This window comes from Propionicimonas paludicola, from assembly GCF_002563675.1.
Lineage (GTDB): Bacteria > Actinomycetota > Actinomycetes > Propionibacteriales > Propionibacteriaceae > Propionicimonas > Propionicimonas paludicola.
In genome coordinates, this window is the sequence record NZ_PDJC01000001.1 from 1,054,790 (window position 1) to 1,078,386 (window position 23,597).

Annotated in this window: 26 protein-coding genes; 22 read left to right on the plus strand and 4 right to left on the minus strand. The window is 68.5% G+C overall.

Features of this window, described 5'->3' with window-relative positions; translation table 11 throughout:
• Positions 1–18 precede the first annotated feature (18 nt).
• The 4 genes from ftsY (at position 19) to ATK74_RS04820 (ending at position 4,387) form a co-directional block, all read left to right on the plus strand.
• Complete coding sequence (ftsY, locus tag ATK74_RS04805) at positions 19–1,146, plus strand: signal recognition particle-docking protein FtsY (RefSeq protein ID WP_425440093.1); 1,128 nt, start codon at positions 19–21, stop codon at positions 1,144–1,146.
• Complete coding sequence (locus ATK74_RS04810) at positions 1,143–1,634, plus strand: GNAT family N-acetyltransferase (RefSeq protein ID WP_098459977.1); 492 nt, start codon at positions 1,143–1,145, stop codon at positions 1,632–1,634. The genes ftsY and ATK74_RS04810 overlap by 4 nt, the downstream gene beginning before the upstream one ends.
• Before the next feature lie 91 nt (positions 1,635–1,725).
• Positions 1,726–3,282, plus strand: a complete 1,557-nt coding sequence (gene ffh / locus ATK74_RS04815; protein WP_098459978.1) for a signal recognition particle protein — start codon at positions 1,726–1,728, stop codon at positions 3,280–3,282.
• A gap of 10 nt (positions 3,283–3,292) precedes the next feature.
• Positions 3,293–4,387, plus strand: coding sequence for an amidohydrolase family protein (locus ATK74_RS04820; RefSeq protein ID WP_098459979.1), 1,095 nt, complete (start codon positions 3,293–3,295; stop codon positions 4,385–4,387).
• On the opposite strand, the gene ATK74_RS04825 is transcribed toward ATK74_RS04820, so the two are convergent.
• On the minus strand, positions 4,384–5,655 hold the full coding sequence (locus ATK74_RS04825; RefSeq protein ID WP_098459980.1) for an Nramp family divalent metal transporter: 1,272 nt from the start codon (positions 5,653–5,655) through the stop codon (positions 4,384–4,386). The two genes, ATK74_RS04820 and ATK74_RS04825, sit on opposite strands and share 4 nt — an antisense overlap.
• 206 nt (positions 5,656–5,861) lie before the next feature.
• On the opposite strand from ATK74_RS04825, the gene rpsP reads away from it, so the two are divergent.
• From rpsP to ATK74_RS04915, 18 genes are all read left to right on the plus strand, one after another.
• Positions 5,862–6,299, plus strand: coding sequence for a 30S ribosomal protein S16 (gene rpsP / locus ATK74_RS04830; protein WP_098459981.1), 438 nt, complete (start codon positions 5,862–5,864; stop codon positions 6,297–6,299).
• A gap of 2 nt (positions 6,300–6,301) precedes the next feature.
• Positions 6,302–6,556 carry an RNA-binding protein gene (locus ATK74_RS04835; RefSeq protein WP_098459982.1) on the plus strand — a complete coding sequence of 85 codons (255 nt, stop codon included), beginning with the start codon at positions 6,302–6,304 and terminating at the stop codon, positions 6,554–6,556.
• A 65-nt stretch (positions 6,557–6,621) separates the two neighbouring features.
• Entirely contained in the window at positions 6,622–7,134 is a 513-nt protein-coding gene (gene rimM, locus ATK74_RS04840) for a ribosome maturation factor RimM (RefSeq protein ID WP_245840702.1), read from the plus strand.
• Positions 7,124–7,825, plus strand: a complete 702-nt coding sequence (trmD, locus tag ATK74_RS04845) for a tRNA (guanosine(37)-N1)-methyltransferase TrmD (protein WP_098459983.1) — start codon at positions 7,124–7,126, stop codon at positions 7,823–7,825. The genes rimM and trmD overlap by 11 nt, the downstream gene beginning before the upstream one ends.
• 196 nt (positions 7,826–8,021) lie before the next feature.
• Positions 8,022–8,660 carry a succinate dehydrogenase cytochrome b subunit gene (locus tag ATK74_RS04850; RefSeq protein ID WP_211283426.1) on the plus strand — a complete coding sequence of 213 codons (639 nt, stop codon included), beginning with the start codon at positions 8,022–8,024 and terminating at the stop codon, positions 8,658–8,660.
• Positions 8,657–10,684 carry a fumarate reductase/succinate dehydrogenase flavoprotein subunit gene (locus tag ATK74_RS04855; RefSeq protein WP_098459985.1) on the plus strand — a complete coding sequence of 676 codons (2,028 nt, stop codon included), beginning with the start codon at positions 8,657–8,659 and terminating at the stop codon, positions 10,682–10,684. The genes ATK74_RS04850 and ATK74_RS04855 overlap by 4 nt, the downstream gene beginning before the upstream one ends.
• Positions 10,681–11,442, plus strand: a complete 762-nt coding sequence (locus ATK74_RS04860; RefSeq protein WP_098459986.1) for a succinate dehydrogenase/fumarate reductase iron-sulfur subunit — start codon at positions 10,681–10,683, stop codon at positions 11,440–11,442. The genes ATK74_RS04855 and ATK74_RS04860 overlap by 4 nt, the downstream gene beginning before the upstream one ends.
• A gap of 185 nt (positions 11,443–11,627) precedes the next feature.
• A complete protein-coding gene (gene rplS / locus ATK74_RS04865; RefSeq protein ID WP_098459987.1) occupies positions 11,628–11,978 on the plus strand; it encodes a 50S ribosomal protein L19 in 351 nt (116 codons plus the stop codon).
• A gap of 61 nt (positions 11,979–12,039) precedes the next feature.
• Positions 12,040–12,810 carry a signal peptidase I gene (gene lepB / locus ATK74_RS04870; RefSeq protein WP_098459988.1) on the plus strand — a complete coding sequence of 257 codons (771 nt, stop codon included), beginning with the start codon at positions 12,040–12,042 and terminating at the stop codon, positions 12,808–12,810.
• Between the two features lie 8 nt (positions 12,811–12,818).
• Positions 12,819–13,466, plus strand: coding sequence for a ribonuclease HII (locus tag ATK74_RS04875; RefSeq protein ID WP_098459989.1), 648 nt, complete (start codon positions 12,819–12,821; stop codon positions 13,464–13,466).
• Complete coding sequence (locus ATK74_RS04880) at positions 13,463–13,774, plus strand: DUF2469 domain-containing protein (protein ID WP_098459990.1); 312 nt, start codon at positions 13,463–13,465, stop codon at positions 13,772–13,774. Before ATK74_RS04875 ends, ATK74_RS04880 begins: the two co-directional genes overlap by 4 nt.
• Before the next feature lie 97 nt (positions 13,775–13,871).
• On the plus strand, positions 13,872–14,234 hold the full coding sequence (locus ATK74_RS04885; protein ID WP_098459991.1) for a YraN family protein: 363 nt from the start codon (positions 13,872–13,874) through the stop codon (positions 14,232–14,234).
• Positions 14,231–15,760 carry a YifB family Mg chelatase-like AAA ATPase gene (locus ATK74_RS04890; protein WP_098459992.1) on the plus strand — a complete coding sequence of 510 codons (1,530 nt, stop codon included), beginning with the start codon at positions 14,231–14,233 and terminating at the stop codon, positions 15,758–15,760. The genes ATK74_RS04885 and ATK74_RS04890 overlap by 4 nt, the downstream gene beginning before the upstream one ends.
• Entirely contained in the window at positions 15,760–16,890 is a 1,131-nt protein-coding gene (gene dprA / locus ATK74_RS04895) for a DNA-processing protein DprA (protein WP_098459993.1), read from the plus strand. Before ATK74_RS04890 ends, dprA begins: the two co-directional genes overlap by 1 nt.
• Before the next feature lie 62 nt (positions 16,891–16,952).
• Positions 16,953–17,942 (plus strand): DUF4349 domain-containing protein, encoded by a 990-nt coding sequence (locus ATK74_RS04900; RefSeq protein ID WP_169923737.1) that lies wholly within the window; start codon positions 16,953–16,955, stop codon positions 17,940–17,942.
• A gap of 151 nt (positions 17,943–18,093) precedes the next feature.
• Positions 18,094–19,209: a carbohydrate kinase family protein gene (locus ATK74_RS04905; RefSeq protein WP_098459995.1), complete on the plus strand. Its 1,116-nt coding sequence runs from the start codon at positions 18,094–18,096 to the stop codon at positions 19,207–19,209.
• On the plus strand, positions 19,206–20,120 hold the full coding sequence (locus tag ATK74_RS04910; RefSeq protein WP_098459996.1) for a pseudouridine-5'-phosphate glycosidase: 915 nt from the start codon (positions 19,206–19,208) through the stop codon (positions 20,118–20,120). The genes ATK74_RS04905 and ATK74_RS04910 overlap by 4 nt, the downstream gene beginning before the upstream one ends.
• 28 nt (positions 20,121–20,148) lie before the next feature.
• On the plus strand, positions 20,149–21,405 hold the full coding sequence (locus tag ATK74_RS04915; RefSeq protein WP_098459997.1) for an APC family permease: 1,257 nt from the start codon (positions 20,149–20,151) through the stop codon (positions 21,403–21,405).
• On the opposite strand, the gene ATK74_RS04920 is transcribed toward ATK74_RS04915, so the two are convergent.
• The 3 genes from ATK74_RS04920 to ATK74_RS04930 form a co-directional block, all read right to left on the minus strand.
• Complete coding sequence (locus tag ATK74_RS04920) at positions 21,349–22,140, minus strand: ABC transporter permease subunit (protein WP_098459998.1); 792 nt, start codon at positions 22,138–22,140, stop codon at positions 21,349–21,351. The genes ATK74_RS04915 and ATK74_RS04920 overlap by 57 nt on opposite strands.
• Positions 22,137–23,105: an ABC transporter ATP-binding protein gene (locus ATK74_RS04925; RefSeq protein ID WP_098459999.1), complete on the minus strand. Its 969-nt coding sequence runs from the start codon at positions 23,103–23,105 to the stop codon at positions 22,137–22,139. The genes ATK74_RS04920 and ATK74_RS04925 overlap by 4 nt, the downstream gene beginning before the upstream one ends.
• A 99-nt stretch (positions 23,106–23,204) precedes the next feature.
• A complete protein-coding gene (locus ATK74_RS04930; RefSeq protein ID WP_098460000.1) occupies positions 23,205–23,594 on the minus strand; it encodes an HsmA family protein in 390 nt (129 codons plus the stop codon).
• Between the last annotated feature and the right edge of the window lie 3 nt (positions 23,595–23,597).

Sequence of the window (23,597 nt, forward strand, 5' to 3'; positions counted from 1 at the left end):
CTTCACTAATCTGACCTGGTGGAGAACTACTTCTGGTACGTCCTGGCCGGCGTGGCGCTGGTCATTCTGGTGGCTGCGGTCACCATCATCGTCGGTAGACGCCCGGAACTGCCACCGGCGGACGCCCCGGCAGAACTGCCCGCTGACAGCGCCGAACCGGCGTTCGCGGAGCCGACCGATGCCGAGCTCACTGAGTCGGCCTGGGAGCCGGAGCAGCCCGAGGCCCCGGAGTCGCGGCTGGCCCGCCTGCGCCGCCGACTGTCGGCCAGCAACAACCCGTTCGCCAAGGGGCTGCTGTCGCTGCTGAGCGCGGACACCCTGGACGCGGCCACCTGGGACGACCTGGAGGCTTCGCTGATCACCGCGGACCTGGGCGTCGGCCCGACCACCGAGCTGGTCGAGGCGCTGCGCAAGGAACTGTCGGTCAGCGGCGGAGCGGACGCCGACCGGGCCAAGGCCGTGCTGCGCGACGAACTCCTGCGCCTGGTCGGCCCGGACACCAACCGTGGCCTGAACCTCACCGGCGCTGACGGCGTGCCCGGCGTGATCCTGGTGGTTGGGGTCAACGGGACCGGCAAGACCACCACCATCGGCAAGCTGGCCCGGGTGCTGGTGGCCGAACAGCACTCCGTGGTGCTGGCTGCCGCCGATACCTTCCGAGCCGCGGCCGCCGAGCAGCTGAAGACCTGGGGCGACCGGGTCGGAGTCGAGGTGGTGCGCGGTCCCGAGGGCGGCGATCCGGCCTCGGTCGCCTTCGACGCCGTGGCCAAGGGCATCGCCGACGGCGTGGACGTGGTGGTGGTCGACACCGCCGGCCGGTTGCACACCAAGACCGGCCTGATGGACGAGCTCGGCAAGATCAAGCGGGTGATCGAGCGCAAGGCGCCGGTCACCGAGGTGTTGCTGGTGATCGATGCCACCACCGGCCAGAACGGACTGGCCCAGGCTCGGGTCTTCGCCGAAGTGGTGGACGTCACCGGCATCGTCTTGACCAAGCTGGACGGCTCAGCCAAGGGCGGCATCATCGTCCCCGTGCAGCGCGAGCTCGGCGTCCCGGTCAAGCTGATCGGGCTGGGGGAAGGCGCCGACGACCTGGCCCCATTCCAGGCCGCAGCCTTCGTGGACGCCCTGCTGGAGGAGTCATGAGCGTGATCCGCGAGGCCACCACGGCCGACCTGGAGGCGATCCGGGCGATCTACAACCAGGCAGTGCGGGAGACCACCTCGACCTGGGACCACCAGGAGCGCTCTGCAGCCGACCACCAGCACTGGTACGACGTGAAGCATGACTCGAGCTTTCCGCTGCTGGTGGCCGAGGATGCTGGCGAGGTGATCGGTTATGCCTCCTACGGGCTGTTCCGGCCGCATTCGGGGTACGCCTACACGATGGAACACAGCGTCTACGTTCGTCCTGACCACCACCGCGCCGGCCTGGGCCGGGCGCTGCTGGAGCAGCTGATCGAGCTGGCCCGGGAGCGTGGCGTGCACGCCCTGATCGGCGGGCTGAGTGCCGACAATGTCGCGTCCCTTGCCCTGCACACCCGACTCGGCTTCGCCGAGGTGGCCCGGATGCCCGAGGTCGGTCGCAAGTTCGATCGCTGGCTGGATCTGGTGCTGGTCGAGCTCGTCCTCTGATCCACCGGCGGTCCGCACCGCCGTCGGGTCGGCGGCGGCCCGCCGGCAGGTAGGATGGCCGACGCCCATCGCTCGCACCAAGAGGTCAGCCTTGTTCGATACCCTCACCGACCGCCTGTCCGCCGTCTTCCGCAATCTGCGCGGCAAGACTCGCCTGACTGACGCCGACATCGAGGCGACCACCCGGGAGATTCGGCTGGCGCTGCTCGAGGCCGACGTCAACCTCGCGGTGGTCAAGGAGTTCATCCAGGCCGTCCGGGAGCGGGCCAAGGGTGCCCAGATCCATGCCGCGCTGAACCCGGCGCAGCAGATCCTGCAGATCGTCAACGAAGAGCTCATCGAGATCCTCGGCGGCGCGGCCCGTCCGCTGCGCTACGCGAAGAAGCCGCCGACGGTGATTCTGCTGGCCGGCCTGCAGGGCTCCGGCAAGACCACGCTGGCCGGAAAGCTCGGCAAGTGGCTGAAGGGGCAGGGACATTCCCCGCTGCTGGTGGCCGCCGACCTGCAGCGTCCGAACGCGGTCAACCAGCTGCAGGTCGTGGGCGAGCGGGCCGGCGTCCAGGTGTTCGCGCCCGAGCCGGGCAACGGCATCGGCGATCCGGTGGCGGTGGCCAAGGCCGGTCTGGAGTTCGCGGCCAGCAAGCTCTACGACGTGGTGGTGGTCGACACCGCCGGACGGCTGGGCATCGATGAAGAGCTGATGCGCCAGGCCGCCGAAATTCGCGCGGCCGTGAACCCGGACGAAGTCTTGTTCGTGGTCGACGCCATGATCGGCCAGGACGCGGTGAACACCGCCAAGGCGTTCGCCGAGGGCGTCGGCTTCGACGCCGTGGTGCTGTCCAAGCTGGACGGTGACGCCCGCGGCGGTGCCGCGCTGTCGATCGCCAAGGTGACCGGCAAGCCGATCATGTTCGCCTCCAACGGTGAGGGCCTGGACGACTTCGACGCGTTCTACCCCGACCGGATGGCCAGCCGGATCCTCGACATGGGCGACCTGCTCACCCTGATCGAGCAGGCCCAGAAGACCTTCGACGCCGAGCAGTCGGCCAAGGCCGCGCAGAAGCTGCTGCAGGGCAAGGGCGAGTTCGGGCTGGACGACTTCCTGCAGCAGATGCAGGCTGTCCGGAAGATGGGTCCGCTGTCGAAGATCCTGGGCATGATGCCCGGGATGGGGCAGATGAAGGACCAGATCGCCGGCATCGATGAGCGCGAGATCGATCGGATCGAGGCGATCATCTACTCGATGACCCCGGCCGAGCGGGCCAACCCGAAGATGCTGGACGGCTCTCGCCGAGCCCGGATCGCCAACGGCTCGGGCACCAAGGTCTCTGACGTGAACTCCCTGGTCAACCGATTCTTCGACGCTCGCAAGATGATGCAGTCGATGGCCGGCTCGATTCCGGGCATGCCGCGCAAGCAGGCGCCCCAGGCGCAGAAGAAGCGCAAGGCCGGCAACAAGGTCTCCGGCAACCCGGCGCGACGAGCCGGTAGCGCCAAGCCGGCCGCGGTGCCGCCGACCGCACCGGGCTCGGCCTTCGGCCAGCCGGCCGCGATCGATCAGGCCGAGCTGACCAAGCAGATGGGGGAGTTCCAGCTGCCGCCGGAGCTTCAGCAGCTGTTCAACCCGAAGAACACCGGCCCGCGCTGACCGCCGCGCCATGAACCAGGGCCAGCCCGCAGCGGCACTTCACCTCGACGGAGTGATGCTGCCCTCCGGTGAGCGCACCGGAGTCTGGATCGTCGACGGCACCGTCACCTTAATTCCGGTGCCCGGCGCCACCACGATCGCCTCGGACGTGTGGATCCTGCCCGGACTGGTGGACGCCCACTGTCACATCGGCCTGGGGTCGGCCGGGGCGGTCAGCGCCGAGGTGGCCGAGCAGCAGGCGCGCACCGACCGCAATGCCGGGACCCTGCTGATCCGCGACGCCGGCTCGCCGATCGACACCCACTGGCTGGACGCACAGGCCGATCAGCCCCGGATCATTCGTGCCGGTCGGCACATCGCTCGGCCCAAGCGCTACATCCGCAACTTCGCCGCCGAAGTGGAGCCCGAGCAGTTGGTCGCCGAGGTGGCCCGCCAGGCCGTCCGGGGCGACGGCTGGGTGAAGCTGGTCGGGGACTGGATCGACCGCGACCTCGGAGATCTCGCTCCGCTGTGGCCCTACGAGACCGCCAAGGCCGCCATCGAGGAGGCCCACCGGCTCGGCGCCCGGGTGACCGCGCACTGCTTCGACGAGGAGTCGGTGCAGCAGCTGGTCCGGGCCGGCATCGACGGCATCGAGCACGGCACCGGCCTGGACGCCGACACCATCGAGTTGATGGCGGCGCGACAGGTGGCTCTGGTGCCGACCCTGATCAACCTGGAGAACTTCCCGAGCTTCGCGGCAGCCGGACGGGACAAGTTCCCCCGCTACGCCGACCACATGATGGCTCTGCACCAGCGGCGCCGGGAGACGATCGGGGCGGCCATCGAGGCCGGGGTGCCGGTCTACGCCGGCACCGACGCCGGCGGGACTCTGCCGCACGGGCTGATCAGCTCGGAGATCGGCCTGCTGGCCGAACTGGGCGGTACCGAGTACGCATTGGGTGCGGCCTCCTGGCGGGCCCGCCAGTGGCTCGGCGCCGAGGCTGCCGGTGAGGGGGAGTCGGCCGACCTGGTGGTCTACCGTGCCGATCCGCGGGTGGAGCCGGAAGTGACCGCTCATCCGGCCATGGTGATCCTGCGCGGTGCGGTGGTGGCTTCGGCCTAGCCCGCCAACACGGGGGTCAACGCCCACCAGATCATCATCAGGTTCAGCGCGACCACGGTGGCCACGATCGTCCAGTTCAGCACTCGGCTGAGCGGACGATCGACGTAGTCACCCATCATTCGCCGATCTCCGGTGACCAGAGCCAGCGGTGCCGCGGCCAAGGCCACGCCGAAGCTCAGCACCACCTGACTCCAGACCAGGACGTCGGTGGGCGGCAGCCCGAATAGCAGCAGCACCACGGCAGGCAGCACGGTGATCAGCCGACGGGCGGTCGGGGCCACGTGCCAGACGTTCAGATCCTTGAGGATCCGGGAGCCGGCGTGGGTGCCGACCACTGCCGAGCCGATGCCTGAGGCGATCAGTCCGACCGCGAAGATGCCGGCGGCCAGCGGCCCCAGGTCGGCGTTCAGGGTGGCGTGGGCAGCCTCGATGGTGTCGCCGCCGGTGCCGGCCAGGGTGGTGGCGCCCAGCAGCAGCATGCTGACGTTCACCGTGCCGGAGATCAGCAGTGCCGCGAAGACGTCCACCCGCTGTAGGCGCAGCAGCCGGGGCAGCGGCTGGTCGAGTTCGCCACCGCCGGGCCGGAACCGGTCGATGGCCAGCGCGGAGTGTAGGTAGATGGCGTGCGGCATCACGGTGGCACCCAGCATGGCGGCGATCAGCGGCCAGGCGCCGTGGTCGGGTAGCTGCGGGATCAGCCCGGCCAGAGTGGCCATCGGGTCCGGCGGACGAAACCAGAGCGCACCCAGGAAGCCGGCCACGATCACGGCCAGCACCGCCCCGACGCCCAACTCGAAGCCACGCTCGCCGTTGCTGCGCAGCAGGCGCAACAGGATCACCGAGACCAAGCCCACGATGATCCCGCCCAGCCACAGCGGAATCCCGAACAGCAGGTAGAGGCCCAGCGCGCCGCCGACCACCTCGGCCAGGTCGGTGGCGATGGCGATCGCGAAGGCCTGCAGCGGGTAGCCCCAGGTGAAGATCGGACGGCTGCGTCCGGTGAATCGGGCGGCGATGGCCTGGGGCAGGGTCAGCCCGGTGACCAGGCCGAGCTTGGCCGACTGGTACTGGATCACCATGGCCATCAGCGAGGCCAGGGCCAGCACCCAGACCAGGGCGTAGCCGTAGCGGGCACCGCCGCTGGCATTGGCGGCGACATTGCCCGGATCGACATAGGCGATACTGGCGACGAAGGCGGGTCCGAGAGAGCCCAGCGCCCAAGCGAGGGCTCCTCGCCGGCTCGGCTGGTTGGCGGTTGGCTGGTGCATCTTGAGCCGCAGGTTATCCCGGTTGGCCCCCAGAGCCGCGCTTCTGGCACACTATTACCCGCATCACTGGAATGCAGGTGCCCTCTCATGCCCTGTTGACGGTGATTCACCCGGAGTCGAGGGACGTTGCCCCACATCGCCGCAAGGCTCCACCCGCTCGGCCGGTGACGTCACCGGTCCTTGTTCCAACAGGAGATTCCACACTCGTGGCTGTCAAGATTCGTCTCAAGCGGCTCGGCAAGATCCGCTCCCCGCACTACCGCATCGTCGTCATGGACGCCCGCACCAAGCGTGACGGTCGCGCCATCGAGGAGATCGGTCTCTACCACCCGAAGAACTCCCCGTCGGTGATCAAGGTCGACTCCGAGCGGGCGCAGTACTGGCTCGGCGTCGGCGCACAGCCGACCGAAGCCGTGGTGGCCATCTTCAAGCGCACCGGTGACTGGCAGAAGTTCAGCGGTGACACCTCGCCGTCCGGTGTCGACCCGCAGCCGGAGCCCAAGGACAAGGTGGCCCTGTTCAACGCCGCCCTGGCCGAGGCCGACGACGAGCCCGCCGCTGCCGCCATCTCCAAGAAGAAGAAGGCTGCCGACCCCGAGCCCGAGGTCGAGGCTGCTGAGCCGGCCGAGGCTGAAGAGGCCTGATCGTGCTCGCTGACGCACTGGAACACCTGGTCCGTGGACTGGTGCCCAATGCCGACGACGTCCGGGTTCGTGAGTTCGACCGCGGACGCGGCCGCACCCTCGAGGTGCGGGTGCACCCGGAGGACATCGGCAAGGTCATCGGCCGCCAGGGTCGCACCGCCAGCGCACTGCGCACGGTGATCGCGGCCCTTGCCGGACGCGAGCAGGTCCGGGTCGACTTCGTCGATGTCGACCGGCGCTCACGTCGTCACAACTGATTCAGTAACGAGCCAGAATCCGCCCCGACCGCTTCCGCGGCGGGGCGGATTCGGTATGGAGACCAGTGAGCGAACAGGTGATCGTCGGCACCATCGGCCGAGCCCACGGCTTGCGCGGACAGGTGACCGTCCGTCCGCAGACCGACAGTGTTGAGCAGCGGTTCGCGGCCGGCGCCACGGTACGCACCTCGGATCGGACCCTGACCGTCACGGGGCATAGCTGGCTCAACGGCGTCCTGCTGGTCGCCTTCGACGGGGTGGGCGACCGGACCTCCGCCGAGGCTCTGCGCGGGCTGGAACTATGGGCCGAGGGGATCGCCGAGCCGACCGAGCCGGACGAGTACGCCGACCTGGTGCTGATCGGCATGGACGTGGTCGACCCGGACGGTGCCGCGCTCGGCACTCTGACCGCGGTTCAGCACAACCCCGCTCAAGACTTGCTCGTGGTGCGCACTCCGGACGGCGATCGGATGGTGCCCTTCGTCGAGGCACTGGTCCCCGAGGTCGATCTGTTGAACCGTCGGATCGTGGTCATCCCGATCCCCGGACTGCTCACGGAGGTCGACGATGCGGATTGACCTGATCAGCATCTTCCCCGACTACTTCGCCCCGCTGGAGCTGTCCCTGGTCGGCAAGGCCGTGTCCAGCGGCCTGGTCGAGCTGGGCGTCCACGACCTGCGTACGTGGACCCACGACCGGCACCGCACGGTCGACGACACCCCCTATGGCGGTGGAGCCGGCATGGTGATGATGCCGCAGCCGTGGGGAGAGGCCCTGGACGAGCTGGTGCCGCCCGAGGCGCAGCCCACCCTGATCCTGCCGACCCCGTCGGGGCAGCTGTTCACCCAGTCGCTGGCCGCCGAGTTGGCCGAGCAGGACTGGCTGCTGTTCGGCTGCGGACGCTATGAGGGGATCGATGCCCGGGTGGCCGAGCATGCCGCTACCCGGATGCGGGTAATCGAGGTCAGCCTGGGTGACTACGTGCTTAACGGGGGAGAGGTGGCTGCGCTGGCCATCGTGGAGGCGGTCGTCCGTTTGCTCCCCGGAGTGCTCGGCAACCCCGAGTCGCTGGCCGAGGAGTCCCACGGCGCCGACCTGGACGGCCTGCTGGAGTATCCGATGTACACCAAGCCCGCCCAGTGGCGTGGTCTTGAGGTGCCGCCGGTGCTGCTGTCCGGGCATCACGAGCAGGTGGCCACCTGGCGCGCCGAGCAGTCTCGGCAGCGGACGGCGCAGCGGCGTCCGGATCTCCTGCAGGGCCCCAATTAAGCAACATACGGGTTACTAAAAACGGGATGAATCCCCTTGTGAGAGCACAAAATCCCGCAATCTGAGATCGACCACGCCCGAATGTCTGGGGTGGTGGGACTGTGGCCTAGGACAAACTAGGGTGTCCCTCGTGGCGACAACTACTCTTACTCCGCATCAGAGTGCCGTCCGATCGACAGTCGCGCTGAAGGCGTTGATGGCCGTAACCGGTCTGCTGATGATCGGCTTCCTGCTGATGCATATGTTCGGCAACTCGAAGATGTTCCTCGGCGAGGAGTCCTTCAACCACTATGCAGAGTGGCTGAAGGTCGAAATGCTCTACCCGCTGCTGCCTAAGGGCTGGTTCATCTGGATCTTCCGGGCGGTGATGGTCGCAGCGATCGTGCTGCACATCTACTCGGCAGTGACCCTGTGGCGGCGGGCCAAGCTGGCCAGCCCCACCACCTACGAGGCGAAGCGGCGGCTGGCCCAGACCTACTCGGCGCGCACCATGCGCTGGGGCGGCATCATCCTGGCCGGCCTGCTGATCTTCCATCTCGCCCAGTTCACCGTGCATGCAACCCTGGTTGCCGGTCCCTACACCGGTAGCCCGTACCAGATGGTTCTCTCCGAGTTCCGGATCTGGTGGATGGTGGCGCTGTACGCGCTGTGGATGGTGACCGTCTGCATGCACATCCGGCACGGCTTCTGGAGCGCCTTCGCGACTCTGGGTGCCAACACCAGCCCGAAGGCCCAGGTCGTGTTGAACGCCTGCGCGTGGGCCGTGGCGATCCTGCTCTACATCGGCTTCATGGTCATGCCTGTGGCCGTCTTCTTTGGATGGATTGGACGATGACGACGACAACCAAGGCTGCGGACGCGAAGAAGCTCCCCGGCGCCGACTACTTCACTCTGGGCGAGCCGGTTGCCGATACCAAGGCACCGGGCGGTCCGATCGAGCAGAAGTGGGCCAAGCGTAAGTTCGAGGCGAAGCTGGTCAACCCGGCCAACCGCCGCAAGCTGACGGTGATCATCGTCGGCACCGGCCTGGCCGGCGGCGCTGCGGCCGCCTCGCTGGGCGAGGCGGGCTACAACGTCCTCAACTTCTGCTACCAGGACAGCCCGCGCCGGGCGCACTCGATTGCGGCTCAGGGTGGCATCAACGCCGCCAAGAACTACCGCAACGACAACGACTCGACGTTCCGGCTGTTCTACGACACGGTCAAGGGCGGCGACTACCGCGCTCGTGAGACCAACGTCTACCGGCTGGCCGAGGTCAGCGCGAACATCATCGACCAGTGCGTGGCTCAGGGCGTCCCGTTCGCCCGTGAGTACGGCGGCCTGCTCGACAACCGCTCCTTCGGTGGCGTCCAGGTGCAGCGCACCTTCTACGCCCGTGGCCAAACCGGTCAGCAGCTGCTGATCGGCGCCTACCAGGCGCTGGAGCGCCAGGTGGCGGCCGGGACGGTCAAGATGTACGCCCGCCACGAGATGCTCGAGCTGATCGTTGCTGACGGCAAGGCGCGCGGCATCGTCACTCGGGACATGGTGACCGGGGAGATCGAGACGTACTTCGCCGACGCGGTCGTGCTGGCCACCGGTGGCTACGGCAACGTGTTCTTCCTGTCCACCAATGCCATGGGCTGCAATGTGACCGCGAACTGGCGGGCACACCGCAAGGGCGCGTACTTCGCCAACCCCTGCTACACGCAGATCCACCCGACCTGCATCCCGGTGCACGGCGAGACTCAGTCGAAGCTGACCCTGATGTCGGAGTCGCTGCGTAACGACGGCCGCATCTGGGTTCCCAAGAAGGCTGAGGACTGCGGCAAGGATCCGCGCGAGATCGCCGAGGAGGACCGCGACTACTACCTGGAGCGGATCTACCCGTCCTTCGGCAACCTGGTTCCGCGTGACATCGCGTCCCGTCAGGCCAAGAACCGCTGCGACGAGGGCCGCGGCGTCGGCCCGGCCGTCAAGGAGTACGACGACAACGGCAACGAGAAGATGGTGCGCCGCGGCGTCTACCTGGACTTCTCCGACGCCATCTCGCGACTGGGCAAGGACGGAGTGGCGGCCCGCTACGGCAACCTCTTCGACATGTACGCCCAGATCACCGGTGAGAACCCGTACGAGACTCCGATGCGGATCTACCCGGCGGTGCACTACACGATGGGTGGCCTGTGGGTCGACTACGACCTGTCCAGCAACATCCCGGGCCTGTACGTGACCGGTGAGGCGAACTTCTCCGATCACGGCGCGAACCGGCTCGGTGCGTCCGCGCTGATGCAGGGCCTGGCCGATGGCTACTTCGTCCTGCCGAACACCATCAACGACTACCTCGCCGATGCCCTGAAGTTCCCGGCTGTGGACGCTTCGCACCCGGCAGCGGTCGAGGCGCTCGAATCGGTGAAGGGTCGGATCGACAAGCTGCTCTCGATCAACGGCTCCCGCACGGTCGACTCCTTCCACAAGGAGCTCGGTCACATCATGTGGGAGTACTGCGGCATGGAGCGCACCGAAGAGGGTCTGAAGCTGGCGATCGCCAAGATCGACGAGCTGCAGGCCGAGTTCTGGAAGGACGTCAAGGTCACCGGCGTCAACGAGGACTTCAACCAGACCCTGGAGCGGGCCGGCCGGGTGGCCGACTTCTTCGAACTGGGCCGGCTGATGTGCGTCGATGCGCTGCACCGTCGCGAGTCCTGCGGTGGTCACTTCCGGGCCGAGAGCCAGACCGAGGACGGCGAGGCGCTGCGCCACGACGACGAGTTCCTCTACGCGGCGGCCTGGGAGTTCACCGGCACCGGCGAGAAGCCCGTCCTGCACAAGGAAGATCTGGTCTACGAGGCCATCGAGCTGAAGCAACGGAGTTACAAGTGAACATCACTCTGCGCGTTTGGCGCCAAGCGAATGCCGCCTCGGAAGGGCGGATGGTCACCTACCAGGTGCAGGACGTTTCTGAGGACATGTCCTTCCTGGAGATGCTCGATCTGCTCAACGAGGACCTCACCGTCAAGGGCGAGGAGCCGATCGCATTCGACCACGACTGTCGCGAGGGTATCTGCGGCATGTGTGGCGTCGTGATCAACGGCACCGCGCACGGCCGGGGCAACTCGCCGGTGGCGACCACCACCTGCCAGCTGCACATGCGGTCGTTCTCCGACGGCGCGACGATCGATGTCGAGCCCTGGCGGGCCGGCTCGTTCCCGGTGATCAAGGACCTGGTTGTCGACCGTACGGCCTTCGACCGGATCATCCAGGCTGGTGGCTACGTGTCGGTGAACACCGGCTCGGCGCCGGACGCCCACGCGAACGCCGTCGGCAAGCTGAAGGCCGACCGGGCCTTCGACGCGGCCACCTGCATCGGCTGTGGCGCCTGTGTGGCGGCCTGCCCGAACCACTCGGGCATGCTGTTCACCGCGGCCAAGATCACCCACCTGGCCATGCTCCCGCAGGGCCAGCCGGAACGGCACCTGCGGATCAAGAAGATGCTGGCCACCCACGATGCCGAAGGCTTCGGTGGTTGCACCAACATCGGCGAGTGCGCGGCGGTCTGCCCCAAGGAGATCCCGTTCGACACGATCAGCCAGCTCAACCGCGACCTGATCGCCTCGCTGTTCAAGCGGGACGGCAAGTAGCACCTGCCACAGGGCCCCGGGATGCGTCCCGGGGCCCTGTGCCGTCCATCGATTTCCCGGGGCGGGGGCCGGTGTGGCAAACTTGGCAGTCGTTGTGCCGTCGTCGCTCCTGCCACAGGGGGAAGGCGTCGACGCCCCATCATGAATCAATGAACTTAGTGTCCTGTGGCACTGGCGAGGAAACCATGAACAAGCTGGTAGAGCAGATCACCGCGGAGGCAATCCGCAGCGACCTTCCCGAGTTCCGCCCTGGCGATCAGGTCAAGGTGCACGTGCGGGTCATCGAAGGTAACCGCTCCCGTATTCAGGTCTTCGCCGGTGTCGTGATCGCCCGCAACGGCTCGGGTATCGCCGAGGCCTTCACCGTCCGCAAGGTCAGCTTCGGCACCGGTGTCGAGCGCACCTTCCCGCTGCACAGCCCGATCATCGAGAAGATCGAGGTGGAGCGCTTCGGCGACGTCCGTCGTGCAAAGCTGTACTACCTGCGTGGTCTGCGCGGCAAGGCTGCGAAGATCAAGGAGAAGCGCGACCGCTGAGCCCTAGGGCCCGTGATTGCCGCCAGTATGGATCTCAACGGCAGCTAGGGAGAGGAACCCGGTGGCGAAGGCAGAATCGGCTGAACGTCCATCGGCGCTGAGCACCCTTGGTGCGTGGCTGCGGGAGATCGCGATTGTCGTGATCGGCGCCTTGGTTGCGTCCACCCTGCTGCGCCTGTTCATCGTCCAGATGTTCGTCATTCCATCCCAGTCGATGGAGAACACGCTGATGGTGAACGACCGGGTGGCCGTCCAGAAGGTGGCCGGCTTCCAGCGCGGTGACGTCGTCGTCTTCCGGGACGCCCGTGGCTGGCTGAACACCACTCCGCACAAGGTCGATGGTCTGCACGAGGCACTGATCTTCCTCGGTCTGGCCCCGGACGAGAGTGCCGAGCACCTGGTCAAGCGGGTGATCGGAGTGGCCGGGGATCACGTGGTCTGCTGCGACGCGCGCGGCCGGATGTCGGTCAATGGCGTGGCTCTGGACGAGCGGGAGTACCTCTACACCGACCCGACTACGGGCCAGCAGGTCGAGCCGTCGTCGCGCTCCTTCGACGTGGTGGTGCCGGCTGGGACGATCTTCGTGATGGGCGACCATCGCAATGCGTCCCAGGACTCGCGCTGCCACCTCGGCGAGCCAACCACCGACGGCCTGCCTGAGGGCAGCATGGCCTTCGTCCCCACGGACGCTGTGGTGGGGGTGGCGGTGGCCGTGGTGTTCCCCTTCGACCGCATCCACGGGATCAGTAGACCCCACGTCTTCGAGAGCGTGTCGCCTGGCGGCCCGCCACCCGCCGCACCGGTGATCACCGGCGATCGGGTCGTCTGCTAGCCCTGCCGATGGCAGTGGTGGTGCGCCGGGATGCCGGCATCTACGCCTACGAGGCCTCGCTTCGCCGGGCCGGCTTCGAGCTGATCGCCGGTGCCGACGAAGCCGGACGTGGCGCCTGCGCGGGCCCATTGGTGGCCGCGGCCGTGATCCTTCCCGCAGGCCGCAGCGGACGAGTGCCCGGACTGGCCGACTCCAAGCTGCTCAGCCATGCCCAGCGCGAGCGGGTCTACCCGGAGATCCTCTCCCGGGCTATCAGTTGGTCGGTGGTCTGTGTGGAGAACCTCGAGTGTGATCGGCTGGGGATGCAGCAGGCCAACCTGGCCGCGCTGCGCCGAGCGGTGGCCCGGCTGGACCCGTCCCCGGACTTCGCCATCACCGACGGCTTCAGCGTGGACGGGCTGTCGATGCCCAGCCTGGCGGTCTGGAAGGGCGATCAGGTGGCGGCGGCCGTGGCGGCTGCATCGGTGATCGCCAAGGTGACCAGGGACCGGATCATGGATCAGTGGCACCAGGAACTGCCGCAGTACGCCTTCGACATTCACAAGGGCTACTGCACGAGCCTGCACCAGGAGCGACTCGAGCAACACGGCGCGAGCAGCATTCACCGGCAGTGCTTCGAGAACGTCCGGCGAGCGGGTAGGGTGAATCCGCTATGAGCGCCGAGGATCTAGAGCAGTACGAATCCGAACTCGAACTGCAGCTGTACCGCGAGTACAAGGACGTGGTCGGGATCTTCACCTATGCGGTGGAGACCGAGCGGCGCTTCTACCTGTGCAATGCGGTCGACCTGAAGGTCCGCACCGAGGGTGGCGACGTCTATTACGAGGTCTCGATGGCCGACGCCTGGGTCTGGGACATGTACCGTCCGGCCCGTTTCGTGAAGAGCGCCAAGGTGCTCACCTTCCGTGACGTGTCGATCGAGGAGATCGCGCACTCCGAGCTGAAGGTTCCCGACAACCTGTAGTGCCGCTGTGGATGCCGCCACGCGTCGTCCACAACCTCGCTGATCACTGAACAACCCTGCGCCGTTCCGCCCACAGTGACGGGACGGAGGTGGTCGCGTGGACAAGGACGAGGTCGGACGTCGTGGCGAACAGCTGGCCGCGGAGTACCTGCTCGCGAAGGGCTGGACGATCCTGGAGCGGAACTGGCGCTGCACGGCCGGCGAGCTCGACATCGTCGCCGTCGAGCCGGGCCGTGAACCCACAGTGGTCTTCTGTGAGGTGAAGTGCCGCACCGGGCTGTCCTTCGGGACGCCGCTGGAGGCGATCACCGGTGCCAAGCTGGGCAAGCTACGGGAACTGGTCTTGTACTGGCTGCGGGCCCAGCAGCGTCCGGTGCCGAGCTTTCGGATCGACGCGATCGGTGTCCTGCTCGGCCCGGACGGTCCGCAACTCACCCATCTGAAGGGCCTGGGCCGATGAGCCAGGCCCGGGCCTGGTCGGTGGCGCTGGTCGGCATGCAGGCAACCATGGTCGAGGTGGAGGCGGCGATCGGCTCCGGCTTGCCCAGCACCGTGATGGTCGGCCTGCCGGACCTGGCACTGTCGGAGGCGAAAGCCCGGTGCCGGGCGGCGATGGCCTCGGCCCACCAGAACTGGCCCAGCAATCCGGTGACGATCAACCTGTCCCCGGCAGCGCTGCCCAAGGCCGGCTCGCACTACGACCTGAGCATCACCGCTGCCGTGGCGGCCGCTAACCAGCGCTGTGACCGAGCCGCCCTGGAACGACTGGTGATGTTCGGCGAACTGGGGCTGGACGGCCGGGTTCGTAACGTCCGGGGGCTGTTGCCGGCCCTGCTCGGGGCCGTTCGCAACGGCTTCGAGCGCGCCGTGGTGCCGGTGGGCCAGCTGCACGAGGCCAGCCTGGTCGAGGGGCTGACCGTGCTCGGCGTCGCTGACCTGGAGGATCTGTTCGCCGTGCTCGAGGGCGGGCCGGGAGTGGTCGCGGCGGCGTCCCCTGAGCGCGAGGAGGAGCCAGCCGTCCGGCTTGATCTGGCCGACGTGATCGGGCAGCCCGAGGCGAAGTGGGCGCTCGAAGTTGCTGCCGCCGGGCGGCATCATCTCTACCTGCACGGGCCGCCGGGAGTCGGCAAGACCCTGCTGGCCGAGCGGTTGCCGTCCATCCTGCCCGAACTGGCCCCCGACGAGGCCTTGGAGGTGTCGGCGATCCACTCGCTGATCGGCCTGAACCTGGAGGCCGGGCTGATTCGCCGACCGCCCTTCGCCGATCCTCATCACACCGCATCGATCGCCAGCCTGGTCGGCGGCGGAGCCCGGGTGGCGCTGCCCGGGGCGGTCTCTCGGGCACACCACGGGGTGCTGTTCCTGGACGAGGCGCCGGAGTTCCCGCCGAAGGCGTTGGAGGCTCTGCGAGTGCCGCTGGAGTCCGGACGGGTGGTGCTGTCCCGGGCCAGCGCCACGGCCATCTACCCGGCCCAGTTCCAGCTGGTTCTAGCGGCCAACCCGTGCCCCTGTGGCAACGCCACCACGGTGGGTGCGGTGTGTCACTGCCCGCCGATGGTGGTGCGTCGCTATCGCAGCCGAGTCTCCGGCCCGATTCTTGACAGGATCGACGTTCATCAGCTGCTGAGGCCGGTCCGGCTCAACCTGCTCAGCGAGGCCATCGCCGGCGAGGGGAGTGCCGCGGTCGCGGAGCGGGTCGCTCAGGCCCGAGAGCGTCAGCTGAGCCGGCTGGCTCCGCTGGGGCTGCGCACCAACGCTCAGGTGCCCGGCGCGGTACTCCGCAAGCGGCTCCCGGCGCCGACCGACCCCGAGCTACTGACCTCGGTACTCCAGCGCGGCCAGCTCTCCGTGCGCGGGGTCGACAAGGTGGTCCGACTGGCCTGGACGATCGCCGACTTGGGTGGTCGGGATCGGCCCGGCCGCACCGAACTCCAGCTGGCCCTGGCCTTGCGCCGCGGCGAGCCACGCGAGGCGGGGGCGGCCTGATGGACGAGCGGTTGGCCCGGATGTGCCTGGCCGCCGTGGTCGAGCCCGGCCGACCCGGCGTGGGGAGATTGCTGGACGAGTTCGGGGCCGAGGCGACCTGGCAGGCCATGGTGACCGGCGCCGAGTCGTCCACCCTCGCCCAGCGTGCCCGTCGGGTTGATCCCGAGGCCTTGGCGGCCGCCACCAGATCCCTGGGGCTGCGGTTCCTGACTCCGTCCGACCCGCAGTGGCCGACCCGGCTGGGTGATCTGGAGGACTGCGAGCCGGTCAACGAGCTCTCCGGAGTGCCGATCGGGCTGTGGCTGGGCGGCCCCGCTGACTTGGCTGAGCTGTGCCACAAGGCCGTCTCGATCGTCGGCTCCCGCGCGTCCACCGGCTACGGCGACACGGTGGCCGCCGAGATCGCTGCCGAGCTCTCCGAGGGCGGACGGACGGTGATCTCCGGCGGCGCCTATGGCATCGACGCCGCCGCCCACCGGGGCTGTCTGGCCGGGCGCTCGCCGAGCATCGCCGTGCTGGCCGGTGGCCTCGATGAGGCCTACCCCAGCGGGCATCGGCCATTGTTCGAACGGATCGCCGAGAAGGGACTCCTGGTCAGCGAGCTCGCGCCCGGAGAGCACCCCACCCGAGTCCGATTTCTGGCCCGAAACCGCCTGATCGCCGCGCTCTCGCCGGGCACCGTTCTGGTCGAGGCCGCCGCCCGATCCGGTGCCCGGAACACGGTGACCTGGGCCAATGTGCTGGCCCGGGTGGTGATGGCTGTTCCCGGCCCGGTGACCAGTGCCACCTCGGTCACTCCGCATCGACTGATCCGGGACGCGGAGGCGATCCTGGTCAGTTGCGCAGCCGACATCGTGGAGCTGCTCGATCCGATGGGGCGCGCCCGCCGCTGGGACTCCGGCGATCACCGGGTCACCGATGGGCTGGATCCGACCCTGCTGCGGCTGTTCGAGGTGATTCCGGGCCGAGGCAGCCTCCCGGCATCGGAGTTGGCGTTGCGCGCCGACTGCAGCCTGCCCGCGTGCCTGGCCGGCCTCGAGGAGTTGATCCAGCTCCAGCTGGTGGCTCAGGATCCGTCCGGCGCATGGCGTCTGGCCCCCGGGGTCACTCGGCGCCGGACGGCCGGCTGAGCGGCGGGGAGTTTCTCGACGAAAACTGCCACACTCTCCTCGGCTGCGGCGTGTACTTAGGTATGAAGAAGCTCCTGACTGTGGTCCTGCTCTCAGTCCTCGCTCTCACGGGCTGCTCGGGCGCCGGCGCCGGCGCCGGCGAAGGTGACGGGCCGGCCGCGGAACCCAGTGCTGCCTCCGGTGGCACTGGCTACTCGCTGCCTGACTCCGCGCCACGTCCGGGGTTGCCCGGCGACAAGGGCCTTCCATCCACTGGCGGGTCCGACCAGCTCAGCCCGCAGCTGGTCCGAACCGCCCAGGTCGCGTTGCGCGTTCCCGAGCTCCTGCCGGCCGTCGCTCGGCTTCGGCTGCTCGCCTCCAGTCATCAGGGCCAGGTGACCTCCGAGCAACTGAGCCTGGAGGAGGGCGGCTCGGCCACCAGTTCGTACGTCGTCCTCGAAGTGGCGGCCAACCAGCTCGACGATGCGCTGGCGGCAGTCGGCGGCCTCGGTGAGGTGCTGTCCCGCCAGGTCACCACCGACGACGTCACCACTCAGGTGGCCGACATCGACGCCAGGTTGCGCAACCTGGACGCCTCGATCGCGCGGCTGACCAAGCTGATGGAGCGGGCCGGGAACCTCGGCGATCTGGCCAGCATGGAGGAGCAGCTGACCGCTCGCCAGGGTGAACGGGACTCGCTGGCCGCGCAACAGAAGGCGCTGGCCGGCCAGGTGGCCCGCTCGACCATCACGGTGACTTTGCTGACTCCGGGGCAAGTGGTGACCACCACGACTCCCGGCTTCCTCGGCGGCCTCCAAGCCGGCTGGGATGGGCTGATCAAGGCCTTCGCGATCGCCGCGACCCTGCTCGGCGTACTGCTGCCGTTCCTGGCGCTGGCCGCCCTGATCGTGATCCCCATCCTGTGGTGGCGGCATCGCCGCAACCGGCGTCGGGCCGCGCAGTCGACGGAGGACGTCCCCGCAGCCGGTGAGGCGCCGACGGCGACCGATCCCGACGCGGTGAGTGTTGCTGATGCCGACCAGCCCACGGCTGAGCAGACCGAGAAGTCCTGAGCCACGCCTGGTGAGCGAGGGATTGGCGTGTCCGTGAACTGAGGCCGCCTCGGCGGTCGGAGCATCACTGACCGTCGGGGCGGCCGTGATCAGCTGCCAACCCCGGCGGTTCCGTTTGCTAATAGATGCAAGTGGGGCTAAGAATGCTTACGTGAGTCTGACGCCACGGGAACGCGAGGTACTGGCACTGCTGCGCAGCCAGCCGTCGCTGGATGCCGCCGGGCTGGCGGCGCTGCTGGGTACCAGCAAGGGTGCGGTGGCCGTCGTGCTGTCCTCGCTGAGCGCCAAAGGCGAGATCGTCGGCCGCGGCTACCTGCTCCGCGACCACGCCAGTGCCGCGGTGATCGGTGGAGCCGCCTGGGACATCAAGGCCCGCAGTCGAGCGGCCGCGCGGCTGCACACGTCCAACCCGTCCACTGTCGTGCAGACCCCGGGAGGGGTCGGCCGCAACATCGCCGAGGGGATCGCCCGGCTCGGCGACCGGGTCTACCTGGTGGCTGCGGTCGGCGCCGACTCGGCCGGACGTGAGCTGCTGGCCCGCACCGCGGAGGCCGGTGTCTTCGTCGATCACGTGCACACCAGCGCTCATCCCACTGGCAGCTACCTGGCCGCGCTGGACGACGTGGGTGAACTGATCATTGGAATGGCCGACTTCGCCGCCACCGATGCCCTCGATCCGGCGGCGCTGAGCCGCTCCCAGGACCTGGTCTCGCGCAGCGACGTCGTCGTGCTGGACGGCAACCTGCCGGCTGCTGTGCTGGAGTGGGCGCTGGCCGTCACGGCCGGTTTCGGGGTGCGGACGGTGGTCGAGCCGGTGAGCGTGGCCAAGGCGGCTCGGCTGGCCGCGTTGCTGTCGCCACTGCGCCCGGTGTTCACGATCACGCCCAATGTCGACGAGTTGGCCGCCCTGGTCGACCACCCGGTGGCCGACGACCCCGACGAGCTGGTCGCCGCTGCCGGTGAACTCCACCAGCGTGGGGTGGCCTACGTGTGGGTGAGCCGCGGCGCGGCGGGCAGCATGCTGATCGGAGCCGATCGGGTGGTCGCGCTGGACGCCGAGACCGTCGACGTGGTGGACGTCACCGGCGCCGGAGATGCCATGACCGCCGGCTACGTCCACGCTCTCTTGGCCGGGGAACCGGCCGACGTCGCGGCCCGTTGGGGCCACCTGGCCGCCGCTCTGACCCTGGCCAGTTCACAGACCGTACGACCAGACCTGGGCGTCGCATTCGCGGCGCGCCTGCACGCAGAAGGAGTTCACCGATGACCGCAGAGCTGTTCACCTTTACCGAGGAGGTTCGTGAGGCGCTGGCCACCGGACGTCCGGTCGTGGCGCTGGAGTCGACCATCATCAGCCACGGCATGCCCTACCCGCGCAACGTGCAGACCGCCCGCGAGGTCGAGCAGATCATTCGGGACGGCGGCGCCGTGCCGGCCACCATCGCCATCCTGGACGGCGTGCCGCGGATCGGCCTGAGCGATGCCGAGCTGGATCTGCTGGGTTCCGACGGTGGCGTCCGCAAGGTCAGCATCCGCGATCTGCCGTTCGTGGTGGCCACCAAGGCGCACGGTGCCACCACGGTGGCCTCGACCATGCGGCTGGCCGCGCTGGCCGGGATCCGGGTGTTCGTGACCGGCGGCCTGGGTGGCGTCCATCGCGGCGCCGAGTCGAGCATGGACGTCTCGGCCGACCTCACCGAGCTCAGCCTCACCGATGTGGCCGTGGTCAGCGCCGGCGTGAAGTCGCTGCTCGACATCGGCCGCACCCTGGAGGTGCTGGAGACCCTCGGCGTCCCGGTGATCAGCGTCGGCTCCGACGACTTCCCGTCCTTCTACTCCCGGACCAGCGGCTTCCGTTCGCCGCTGCGCCTGGACGATGCCGCGACCATCGCGGCGGCCATGAAGGCCAAGTGGGACCTCGGCTTGGCCGGTGGCCTGGTGATCGCCAACCCGATCCCGGAGGCCGACGAGATCCCGGCCGATCAGATCGGCGCGCTGATCGAGCAGGCCGTGGCCGAGGCTGATCAGCGCGGCATCACCGGTGCCGCGATCACCCCGTTCCTGCTGGGCCGGATCGTCGAGCTTTCCGATGGCGATTCGCTGCGGGCCAACATCGCCCTGGTGAAGAACAACGCCAAGCTGGGTGCAGCGGTCGCGGTGGCCTACTCGGCCAACTGAGCCCTCCTGGGTGGCCTATGGTTGCCGCGTGCACAAGCTGACCGTGGCCCAGGGCGCTGCCATGAGCGCCGGCGCGGTGCTCGGTGCGGGGATCATCTCGCTGCCGGCCATGGCGGCCGCCGTGGCCGGGCCGGCCTCGATTCTGGCCTGGTTGGCCCTGGTCGTGATCTCGGCTCCGCTGGCGTGGCTGTTCGCCGAACTGGGAGCCCGGTTCCCGGACGCCGGCGGGGTATCCAGCTACGTCCGGCAGGCTTTCGGGGGAGCGGCGGCGGACGCTGTGGGCTGGGTCTTCTACCTGGCCGTGCCGGTCGGAGCGCCGGTGGCGGCATCGTTCGCCGGCGGCTACCTGGCTGATGCGCTGGGCGGGGGCCGGCTGACCAGCCTGGCCACCTTCGGAGTGATCATCACCGTGGTCTTCATCCTGAACTGGCTGGGCCTGCACGTCTCCGGACGGGTCCAGCTGGTCATGGTCAGTGTGCTGGTCTCGCTGATGGTGATCACGGTGCTGGTGGCGTTGCCGCATGCGCAGCCGTCCAACTTCGTGCCGTTCGCCCCGCAGGGTTGGCCGGCGGTCGGAGTCGCGGCCGCGATGTTGGTCTGGGCCTTCGCCGGCTGGGAGGCGGTCTCCTCGCTCTCGCCGGACTATGCCAACCCGCGCCGGGACGTCCCCAAGGCCACCATGTTGGCGGTGGCCGTGGTCGGCGTCCTCTACCTGGCCGTGGCCGGAACGAACATCGCCGTGCTCGGGCCGAAGCTGGGTGCCAGTCAGGCTCCGCTGGCCGACCTGCTCGCGGTCGGAATCGGCGAGCCGGCCCGGCTGATCACCGCCATCGTGGCCCTGCTGCTGACCCTGGGCACAGTGAACGCCTACGTGGCCGGAGCCACCCGACTGGGCACGTCCCTGGCCGCCGAGGGTGCCCTGCCGCGCTGGCTGACCGGCACCGATCATCGCTCGCTCACCTTCGTGGTGGTCTCGGCCATCGTGGTGGCGTTGCTGCCGCTGGACCAGCACACGTTCATGCTGATGGTCAGCGGCGGGATCACCCTGGTCTACGTGCTCGGCACCGCGGCGGCCCTGAAGCTGCTCTCGGGTGTCTTCGCCAAGTCGGTGGCCGTGTTCTCGCTGATCAGCGTGTGCGTCCTGCTGTGGCTGACCGGATGGCCGGCTCTGCTCGGCCTGGCCGTGGCCGGTGCCGCCCTGGGCTATCGCGCCTGGCGGCGGCGGGGGTCACTTCCAGCGGGTGAGGATGCTCTCCCGATTGAACAGGCGGACGCCGAGGCGTAGCAGCACCACATCGATCGCAGCCACCACGGCGGCGGCGATCCAGAAGACCACCCCGCTGAGCTGAACCACTCCGCTCAGCGTGCAGATCAGCAGCAGGACCAGCGGGAGCACCACCAGGCCGCCGACCTGCTGGGCCGCCGCCGGATCGGTGGCGCGGCTGCTGACGATGATCGAGGCACTCACCGCGAGGACCGTCAGCAGTGGGGCCAGCACCAACAGAGCCACCAGCCACATCGGGTCGATGAAAATGGTGAACACCCGATCACTGACCGAGAAGATCCGCGCGCCGATCAGGAAGATCAGGTAGCCGGCCCAGGCCGTGGCGATCCCGGGGACGGCCGCAGCCGCGCCCTTGGCCACCAGGAGCTGGGTCGTGCTGATCGGGGTGGCCAGCAGCGGTTCGAGGGATCGGGTCAGCTTCTCTCCGACGATGCTGTTGGTGGCGATGGTCACCGGGACCATGGCCGGCATCATCAAGAAGAGCACCAGCATGTTGGAGGCCATCACCGCCTGCATGGCCTCCACCGGCCCCATCCCGTCGAAGCGTGGGTTGTTCAGCAGGTAGCCGATCTCAGCGAAGTCGGACTGGCTGATCCCGAGGTTGGCCATCACGGCGAGCATCACGATCGGAATGGCAGTGATCACCAGCGGCACGATCAGCACCACGGCTAGGACGGTCCGGTTTCGGACGACCCCGGCCCACTCCTTGGCCACGATGGTGGAGATGGCGCTCATCGGACGCCCTCCTGTGCGGCGCCGTCCCTGATCAGGCTGAGATAGACGTCCTCGAGGGAGTGATGAACCTCGGTCACGGCCTCGATCCGGGCGCCGCAGCCGACCAGTGCCCGGACGATCTCCGGGTTCTCCGCATGGGGCTGCCGGACCGTGAAGATCAGCTGGACGCCGTTCTGCTCGTCGCCGGCCACCACGGTGGCGGGCTCGATCCCCGGCAGCAGTTCGGCGAGCCGCTGCGGGTCGAGGACCGGACTGTCCGGAGCGAGCTGGACGACGGTCTGGCGACCGAAGAGTTGCCGACGCAGGGCGTCGGGGGAGTCGACGGCGATCAGGCGCTGCTGGAAGACGCCGACCCGATCACACAGGCGCTCGGCCTCGTCCAGGTTGTGGGTGCACAAGAAGATCGTCCGCCCTTGTCCGCGCAGCGTCTCGACGAAGTCGCAGACGTTCTTGGACGCTTCGGGATCCAGCCCTGAGGTCGGCTCGTCGAGGAACACCACGGCCGGTTCGTGAACCAGGGCCCTGGCGATTGCCAGCTTCTGCTTCATCCCCTTGGAGAAGGTCCCGGCCGGATCGTCGCGGCGCTCCCACAGCCCGAGCAGGCGCAGGTACTTCTCCACCTGGCCGGCCGGATCGGCGCAGCCGTAGAGCTCGGCGAAGATCCGCAGGTTGTGTTCGGCGCTGAGGCGCTCGTAGAGCCCCGGCGACTCGGTGAGGATCCCGATCCGGGCGCGGATCTCGGCGTCCCTCCCAGCCCCGATCTGGATGCCGTTCACCCAGGCCCGGCCGGAGCTGGCACCCACCAGGGTCGCGAGCATCCGGACGGTGGTGGTCTTGCCCGCACCGTTGGGTCCGAGGAAGCCGAAGACCTCGCCCTCGTCCACCTCGAGGTCGAGCGCGTCGACGGCCAGGAACTCCTGTTCCCGGCCGCCGAACACCTTGGTCAAACCCTCAGCTGCGATCATCGATCCTCGTCCGCCAGTGAGTCCGATGCTAGAGGTGTCCTGGCCTCGGAGTGGCTGCTCTCGGAGATCCGGTGGTGCCGAACCGACGACCGGTCCCGGCTAGAGCATGGCGGCGACCATTCCGGTGAAGTAGGGGATCAGCCAGATGGCCCAGACCACGATGCTGAACCGGTGGAAGGAGCGCTTCTCCTCGGCGCGGTTGCGCACCATGGTGACAGCCGCCCACACCAGATGCAGCGCCATCAGCACCAGCGCCAGGCCACCGGTGATGGCCATCACCTGGGTCAGCCAGGAGCTCTTATCGATGGTGGTGGCACCGGAGTTGGCGATCAGCGCCATCACCGAGGTGCCACTGATGTCGGCGGTCAAGCCGACTCCGAAGGCGGCAACGTGCCACCAGTGCAGTTCGCCGGAGCGTCGTTCGGCCCAGACGCCGAGGGTGTAGAAGACCAGGGCGAGACTGATCAGGACGATAGCCAGCACCAGCATTGT

Bases quoted from the DNA above. Each gene is read 5' to 3' on its own strand.
- ATK74_RS04810 (WP_098459977.1), top strand. From the start codon at position 1,143: ATGAGCGTGATCCGCGAGGCCACCACGGCCGACCTGGAGGCGATCCGG.
- ATK74_RS04820 (WP_098459979.1), top strand. From the start codon at position 3,293: ATGAACCAGGGCCAGCCCGCAGCGGCACTTCACCTCGACGGAGTGATG.
- ATK74_RS04825 (WP_098459980.1), bottom strand. From the start codon at position 5,655: ATGCACCAGCCAACCGCCAACCAGCCGAGCCGGCGAGGAGCCCTCGCT.
- trmD (WP_098459983.1), top strand. From the start codon at position 7,124: ATGCGGATTGACCTGATCAGCATCTTCCCCGACTACTTCGCCCCGCTG.
- ATK74_RS04850 (WP_211283426.1), top strand. From the start codon at position 8,022: ATGGCCGTAACCGGTCTGCTGATGATCGGCTTCCTGCTGATGCATATG.
- ATK74_RS04855 (WP_098459985.1), top strand. From the start codon at position 8,657: ATGACGACGACAACCAAGGCTGCGGACGCGAAGAAGCTCCCCGGCGCC.
- rplS (WP_098459987.1), top strand. From the start codon at position 11,628: ATGAACAAGCTGGTAGAGCAGATCACCGCGGAGGCAATCCGCAGCGAC.
- ATK74_RS04875 (WP_098459989.1), top strand. From the start codon at position 12,819: ATGGCAGTGGTGGTGCGCCGGGATGCCGGCATCTACGCCTACGAGGCC.
- ATK74_RS04880 (WP_098459990.1), top strand. From the start codon at position 13,463: ATGAGCGCCGAGGATCTAGAGCAGTACGAATCCGAACTCGAACTGCAG.
- ATK74_RS04890 (WP_098459992.1), top strand. From the start codon at position 14,231: ATGAGCCAGGCCCGGGCCTGGTCGGTGGCGCTGGTCGGCATGCAGGCA.
- dprA (WP_098459993.1), top strand. From the start codon at position 15,760: ATGGACGAGCGGTTGGCCCGGATGTGCCTGGCCGCCGTGGTCGAGCCC.
- ATK74_RS04900 (WP_169923737.1), top strand. From the start codon at position 16,953: ATGAAGAAGCTCCTGACTGTGGTCCTGCTCTCAGTCCTCGCTCTCACG.
- ATK74_RS04910 (WP_098459996.1), top strand. From the start codon at position 19,206: ATGACCGCAGAGCTGTTCACCTTTACCGAGGAGGTTCGTGAGGCGCTG.
- ATK74_RS04920 (WP_098459998.1), bottom strand. From the start codon at position 22,140: ATGAGCGCCATCTCCACCATCGTGGCCAAGGAGTGGGCCGGGGTCGTC.
- ATK74_RS04925 (WP_098459999.1), bottom strand. From the start codon at position 23,105: ATGATCGCAGCTGAGGGTTTGACCAAGGTGTTCGGCGGCCGGGAACAG.
- ATK74_RS04930 (WP_098460000.1), bottom strand. From the start codon at position 23,594: ATGCTGGTGCTGGCTATCGTCCTGATCAGTCTCGCCCTGGTCTTCTAC.